Consider the following 6,542-nt stretch of genomic DNA (forward strand, 5'->3'; position numbering starts at 1 on the left):
CGTACTCCTCGACGATGAAGTCCACATCGAACTCGGCTGCCACCGCCTTCACGAAGGCCATGGGTCCGAAGAGAGCGATGTGATTCTGGATCCGAAGACCGAGAAGGTGATCGAGAGGACCTGGTGAGCCAGACGGATCGCCAACGAGACATTCCAAGGCGTCGGCTGCATGGTTCTTGAGGGCGTCGGGTCCCTTGGACAAACAGAGTTCGTGGATAACCCGAGTAAGTTCTCCATGCAAAGACAAGAATGCTTTGATCATGTGGCTCTCGCCGTTGTACCGCATGACTCCGATCTCGTGCACTGGCACCCTTCCCCTCACGTCAGCTTCATTCCGAGGCTAAAGGGGAGGGCCGACAAACGAGCGTGGGCCGTAGTCGCCTGTGCGCTTGAGACTCTGGTCCTCAATAGGATGAGGCGTGAGCGAACGAGAGATCCCCCTCCCCGGCGGCGATGTCACCGAGGGTGTCGTGCGCGTCGGGGACACCGTCCGACGACCGCTCGGCCCACACTCGCCACTCGTCCACGGGATCCTTCGACACCTCGAGCACCGAGGCTTCGATGGCGCCCCGCGTTTCCTCGGGATCGACGAACAAGGCCGCGAAACCCTCACTTTCATCGAGGGAGAGGTCGCCAACCGCCCCCATCCAGACTGGCTCGCCGACCAGAACCGCCTCGTCTCCCTGGCTCGCCTCGTGCGGCGCCTCGACGACGCCATGGCGGGCTTCGCGCCGTCGTCGGACGTGCTCAATGCTCTCGCCGCGCCGGAAATCCCGGGGATGCCGCCGGCGCCGTCCGAAGAGCCCGATTTCATCGGCCACCTGGACATCACGCCGGAGAACGTCGTCTTCCGCGGCGGCGAGGCAGTGGCCCTCATCGACTTCGACCTCGCCAAGCCGGCCACCCGGGTCGACGAGGTCTTCAACCTGTGCATGTGGTGGGCGCCCTTTGCCCCCGACGAGGACAGGAGCGACCCGCTCAAGGGCGTCGACGCCGTCGCCCGTACGCGCATCATCGCGGACGCCTACGGGCTCGACACCCGCGGCCGCGAACTCCTGCTCCCCACCGCCCTACGCCGCAGCGAGCGGAGCTGGTACCTCATGAAATACCGGGCCGAGCACGACGGCGGCGGCTGGCTTCGCATGTGGCAGGACGGCGCGGGGGAGCGGATCCAGCGACGCGTCGCGTGGCTCGAAGCAACACACGATCAGCTGGTCGAAGCGCTGCTGGCGTAGGGACGTGCAACCGCCTGGAGAAAAGGCCGCTTCGGGTCTCGCGCGTGTCCGGTCGCCGTCGTACCTTGATCGCATCGGGGGCGGGGAAGCGTATCGGCGCGGAACACCGCTGAGGGTACACCGCATCATCACAGGCAAGGGCGCCGGGAACTACCTCAGCTGAAAAGAAGAGGGCCATGCCCATTGTCGACGAGAGCATCGTCATCCCCGTCCCTCCCGAGAAGGTCTTCGACTACGTCGTCGAGCCCTCGAACGTGCCGTCCTTCCAAGCCACAGTGCAGAGCTGCGAGCTAGAAGGCGACGGACCGGTCGACGTCGGCTCCCGCATCAAGGGGACGAGCAAGATCCTGGGGATCACGTTCGACTGGACGACCGAGGTGGTCCAACATGAGCGCCCGACGAAGTGGGTCAGCAAGACCCTTGACGGCAGCAAGCTCCCGTTCACCGTGACCTACACCATCACACCAGAGGACAGCGGAACGCGCATGAGGTACCACCTCGAAGCAGCCTCGGGCCTCGGTGGAGTCTTCGGCCGACTCGCCGATGCGATGGTCAACCGGGCGTACACACACCAAGTCCGCGCAGACCTCGCGACACTCTCCGAGATCCTCACGCACGGGAACACGGAGCAGGGCGAGGCCTAAATCGGCGGGTGGCCACCATGGCTTCCAGATCCCGCGAGGCCGCGGCTCTCCTCCTCGCCCTCCTGCTTGCCGCCTGCCAGTACAGCGCCCCAGGCCCGGCAGACTCCACCTCCCCGCCGCCGCCGAGCGCGCCCACCGATCCCATCGACCAGCAGACAAACCTGTTCCTGAAAGACGGCGCGGTCTCCGCCGTCGTCCAGGTGCGCTGGCCCGGCGGGGAGTGGTCGAAGGCCTACGGCGTCCGCAGCCTCGAGGGCAAAGGCGAGGCCCAGCCCACTGATCGCTCCGAGGTCGGCGGTGTGACGGAGACGCTCACGGCCGTGACCGCGCTCAAGCTCGTCGAGGATCACCTGATCGGCCTCGACGACCCCGTGAACAATGTCATCCCGAACTTCACTTCCGTCATGCACCCTCCCGGGCCGATCACCGTCCGTGAACTGCTCGCCCAGACGTCCGGGATTCCCGATTACGTTCCCGTCTCCTTCCCGGACGTGGACCTACGGCCACAACTCGCCCAGCCGCTCCCTCTTGCACAGGCGCTCGCGGATGCCGGGACTCAGCCGTGGCCGGCCAGGAGCGTCGGCCTCTTCAGCTACACCGAGACGAACTACATCGCCCTCGGCCTGCTCGTGCAGACCCTGCGGAAGAAGCCCTTCCCGGACGTGCTCGACGAGGAGGTCATCGCCCCGCTCGGCCTGCAGCACACGACCCTGGCGCACGTCGAGCCCGCCCAACCCGACATCCTCCACGGGTACATCACCCTGCGGAACCAGCAGATCGACACGACAGACAACACCCACTTCGCCGGCTCTTCCAGCAGGGGTCTCACCACGACCATGGCCGACTTGAACACCTTCTTCGGATCCCTCTTCGGCGGCAGGCTCCTCGCGCCCTCCTCCTTGGCGCTCATGGAGAAGGGCACGGGTGCGGGCCCCTACGGGCTCGGCATCTGGAAGGGCTCGGTGGGGTGCAGCGCGAGCAGCCGTCGGTTCGTTTCAGTGGGAATCCAAGCGGATCACATCGCCGTCGGGATCGCGAGCGACGACGGGAAGTACACCGCGAGCATGGATGTCGCCCCACCGCCGCTCCCAACCACCGCTGAGGACCCGAGCGGCGATCGGCACCGCAACCTGATAGAGACCCAGATCGACTCGACGCTCAACCAGACACTCGACGCGCTCTGCCCGGCGCCGTGACCGGCCGGCCCGGCCGCGCCGCGGCTGGACCCGCCCCCTCAATCGCCCCTGAGCAGCCTGAGCGCGTCGATACGATTCGTGCAGCCGAGCTTGGAGTACGCGTGCTCGAGGTGCTTCGCGACCGTCCGCGGGCTGATGCCAAGAAGATGGCCGATCGCCATTCCGGTGAGCCCTTGGGCGAGGAGACGAAGGATCTCCTGTTCCCTGCCCGTCACGTCGTGCTCCTCGGCGATCCCTTCCCACTGCCGACCGAGCCGTCCGTCCGAGAACGCCAGATCGAGAAGCCTGAGCACAGGTTGGACGTGGCGGGCGAGATCCACCTCGTCGTCCGAAAAGTCCCTTCCCAGCCGGTTCATGGTCCAACCTTGGATGCGGAGCGGCGACGTCCTCTGGGCCAGGAAGGAGAGCTGCCTGTTCGTTCCGAGCCGGGCGAGCCCTTCGCGGTAAGCGCGCGTCCGGTAGAGCTGCCCGTCGGTCACGAGGTCGCTCAGTCGCCTCGGGCTCCAGATTGCTTCGCCTCTGGCCTCTACGTAGCTGAGAACCAGGGGATGGTCCTCCCAGAGCTCCAGCAGGATTCGCGCGACATCAGCATCATCCAGCGGGCAGTCGGGATAAACGGAGACTTCGGCACTCGGCGCGTCGCCGTCAAGGACATTCCACGCGACGTTCTCGCCGGGGAAGAGTTTGTAGAGGAGCTCGCTTGCTGCGCGGAGGTACTCGTCCCGGCCATGCAGGCCGACGAGATCCGCGGCAAGTTCCGTAGCTGGCTCCATGACACGCCTCCGGACTCTCTGCTCGCTCCGATGCGTCGAGAGTAGGAATGCCGCTTGTCTGCCTACAAGTGCCATCGATGCGGAGAACCTCGGGAGGCGGACGACTTCCTTTGAGCCCCACCGAGGGCAGGACTACCGAGACTGCGCGATCAATTTCTGCCAACTCGCGAGTAACATAACCGGCGCTCAAGTGTCGGGTATGTGAAAGCCTCCGAATCCGGAACCTAGGGCCTTGAAAAAGTGTCCGCGGGGGAGCATGGCTCTAGTGCGCCGCGACGGGACGGCGCACTAGAGGTGCGGGCGCCCGCTCCTGCCAAGGGGTTCCTGAGTGCGGGCGCTCTGACTCGGTGGGCTACCGGTTCATCCGTTCAATTGGTGACGCTCTTGATGATGAGGTCATCAATATAGGAATCGCCCATTTGCTGGTAATGCTCGGCACCCAGCTGCACACGGGTTGCGGTCGAAGCCACGGTATTCACACTGGAGCTCGAGTAGACCTTCGCGCCGTCGAACCACACCTCCACCGTTGACGCACTCCCGTTGGGAATGACATGCATCACGACGTGGTGCCAGGCCCCCAGCGAAATGCTGGATCCGATCAGCCGGGTGTACGTGAAGGAGCCGCCGGGGGCGAGAACCCGCAGCCAGAGCTGGCCGTTGCTGTTGTACCGGTAGACATCGACGAAGCGCGTGCTCCCGGAGAAGAACCGGAAGTACGGCACATCGTTGCCCGAGAGCCCAGCCTGCGTGATGTCGAACCAGGCGTCGGCGTAGACCTGCCGGGTCCCCGAAGGGAGCGCGGCCGAGAAGTCCGCCAAAGAACCTGAATCAGAGGTGACGTGCAGGTAGGCGGAGCAGACGCCGTCGTGCGCGTAGGCCGAGGAGACGGACGCCGTTCCCGTCCCGCTGGTCTGGACGGAGTACGCGGACAGCGTGCCGGATTCGAAGTTGTCGGCAACCACGACCGTGCCCGGATAGCCGTCGGTCGGTGTGCTCGTTGCCGGCTGGCAGGTGACGGCGTACGCAGGTGCGGCAAGGACTGTCGGCCCGCCTATGACTGGTAGGGCGAGTGCCGCTGCGGCTCCCACAACACGAATGAGCTGCCTCGATGGTCGCATGATGATTTGCTCTCCTTCAGGGGCGTCATTGGGTTGGCGCCGCATATTGCCGGATCCAGTCAACTTGCATCCACGAAACCTGCGGTGGCGTGGTGTAGCCCGCGGGGAACCAGTCGAGCTGGACCGTCTCGTGCATCGGCGCGGTCATGGACTGAGCTGCGGCGCTGGTGTCGTTGAACCACTGCACCCCGTCGATCCAGCCGCGGATCCCGCTGCGGGACCATTCGACGGCGTAGTTGTGCCATTGGGTTGTGTCGATGGTCTGCGTGGCGGAATTGCGCAGGCCGCACGTTGGGTAGTGCAGCCAGAAGTGGATTTGGGTCGTGTTCTGGGTGCCTTCGGCGTAGTCGATCTCCGAGCATCCGGTATTGGAATCCGGCCACAGGATCAGGACCGGGTGGTATTGGGGGTCTCGTTGATTGGTCCGCATCCGGGCTTCGATGCGCTGATACGGGGCGATATTCCGATCCCAGATCGCAGACATTCCGCCCGTGTTGCCGCTCGAGTCACCGGTCACTTGGGCCACCGAGCCATTCACGTACCACGCGTTCGGGGTTCGGGTGCCGTTGCCGTTCTGGCCCGGTCCGTTGTAGACCCTCCATTTAGTGGGGTCGGGCGCCCCGACATAGTTGAACTCGTCGCCGTTTATCACGGATCCCCAACCGAGTACGACGGCGGCCTGGGTCCCATCAGTGCTGGTGGAAGTCGTGGCGGTGGCAGTTGCAGTGCCAAGGGTGAGCGTCGCCGCCAGGGTGGCGAACACCATGGCAGATGACGTGGCAAATGCGAGGATTGCTTTTCTCATGGTCTCCCCGATCAAAGGCCGACAAATGCGCCGGGGGAGGAAGGTTGGGGTGGCAACGGTGAGACCAGCCCGTGCCGGGTGTCCGGGGGTGCGCGGAGACCTCGGATGGTTGAAACACGAATGTGTCGCCTCTGAAGCGCTCTCTCGCGGCGCTTCCGTGGTACATGCTCCGCTCGCGGCAATCTTCGGGCAATACGCAGTTGTACGTATTGGCCGAGATTCCCAGACTGGTCAGAGGATTCGGAATCCATCCAGGAGGGCGCTATGACCGCAGAAGGCATTATCGACACCTCAGCCGCGCTTCGCTCCTACTACGCGGTCCTGCTCGGCGGCCTCGAGCGGTACCGCGATGGCGACGAGCTTCTCCCGCTCCTAGCCGAGGACCTCACCTTCGACGGTCCGATCGCCGGCCAGGTATCGGGCGCCGGCAGATTCGCCCAGGGGGTCAAGGGCTTTATCGAGGCGGTCCGGCAGATCACCTTCATCGAGGCGGTCGCAACAGACGACGGCGCCGCGGTCCTCTACGACGCAGCCCTCCCCCATGCGAGCGTCCGGTTCGCGGAATTCTTCGAATTCAGAGACGGAATCATCAAGACCATCCGCATCCACTACAACGCCGCCGACTACCTCGCCGCAGGCGGCCACTGAGGCCAGGGCCCGAGGCGAACCTCGGGCCCTCGCCTCACGAAGCGGCTGACGCGCCGGCCTCGTCCGCCGCGGCGAGCACCCCGCGTTGGCGGATGACGTCCAGCAGCTCGCCTGTCCGATCGA

8 protein-coding genes are annotated in these 6,542 nt (G+C 65.1%); 4 read left to right on the forward strand and 4 right to left on the reverse strand.

All coding sequences use genetic code 11. The features are described 5' to 3' along the window. Positions 1-304 (reverse strand): hypothetical protein (locus V7053_RS17200; protein ID WP_334173488.1); only part of this gene is annotated, 304 nt, incomplete at its 3' end. 115 nt (positions 305-419) lie between these two features. Here V7053_RS17200 and V7053_RS17205 point away from each other — a divergent pair. From V7053_RS17205 to V7053_RS17215, 3 genes are all read left to right on the forward strand, one after another. Continuing rightward, entirely contained in the window at positions 420-1,235 is an 816-nt protein-coding gene (locus tag V7053_RS17205; protein ID WP_334173489.1) for a phosphotransferase, read from the forward strand. Between the two features lie 176 nt (positions 1,236-1,411). Then, positions 1,412-1,879 (forward strand): SRPBCC family protein, encoded by a 468-nt coding sequence (locus V7053_RS17210; RefSeq protein WP_334173490.1) that lies wholly within the window; start codon positions 1,412-1,414, stop codon positions 1,877-1,879. Between the two features lie 17 nt (positions 1,880-1,896). After that, entirely contained in the window at positions 1,897-3,075 is a 1,179-nt protein-coding gene (locus V7053_RS17215; protein WP_334173491.1) for a serine hydrolase domain-containing protein, read from the forward strand. A 38-nt stretch (positions 3,076-3,113) separates the two neighbouring features. Here V7053_RS17215 and V7053_RS17220 read toward each other — a convergent pair whose 3' ends face one another. The 3 genes from V7053_RS17220 to V7053_RS17230 all read right to left on the reverse strand — a co-directional run bounded on the left by V7053_RS17220 (position 3,114) and on the right by V7053_RS17230 (position 5,771). After that, entirely contained in the window at positions 3,114-3,848 is a 735-nt protein-coding gene (locus V7053_RS17220; protein WP_334173492.1) for a response regulator transcription factor, read from the reverse strand. A 368-nt stretch (positions 3,849-4,216) separates the two neighbouring features. Then, positions 4,217-4,966: a LamG-like jellyroll fold domain-containing protein gene (locus tag V7053_RS17225; RefSeq protein ID WP_334173493.1), complete on the reverse strand. Its 750-nt coding sequence runs from the start codon at positions 4,964-4,966 to the stop codon at positions 4,217-4,219. 25 nt (positions 4,967-4,991) lie between these two features. Continuing rightward, entirely contained in the window at positions 4,992-5,771 is a 780-nt protein-coding gene (locus tag V7053_RS17230) for a glycoside hydrolase family 16 protein (RefSeq protein ID WP_334173494.1), read from the reverse strand. A gap of 264 nt (positions 5,772-6,035) precedes the next feature. On the opposite strand from V7053_RS17230, the gene V7053_RS17235 reads away from it, so the two are divergent. Beyond that, positions 6,036-6,419: a nuclear transport factor 2 family protein gene (locus tag V7053_RS17235; protein WP_334173495.1), complete on the forward strand. Its 384-nt coding sequence runs from the start codon at positions 6,036-6,038 to the stop codon at positions 6,417-6,419. The last annotated feature ends 123 nt before the right edge of the window (positions 6,420-6,542 follow it).

This window comes from Sinomonas sp., assembly GCF_036848755.1.
Taxonomy (GTDB): domain Bacteria; phylum Actinomycetota; class Actinomycetes; order Actinomycetales; family Micrococcaceae; genus Sinomonas.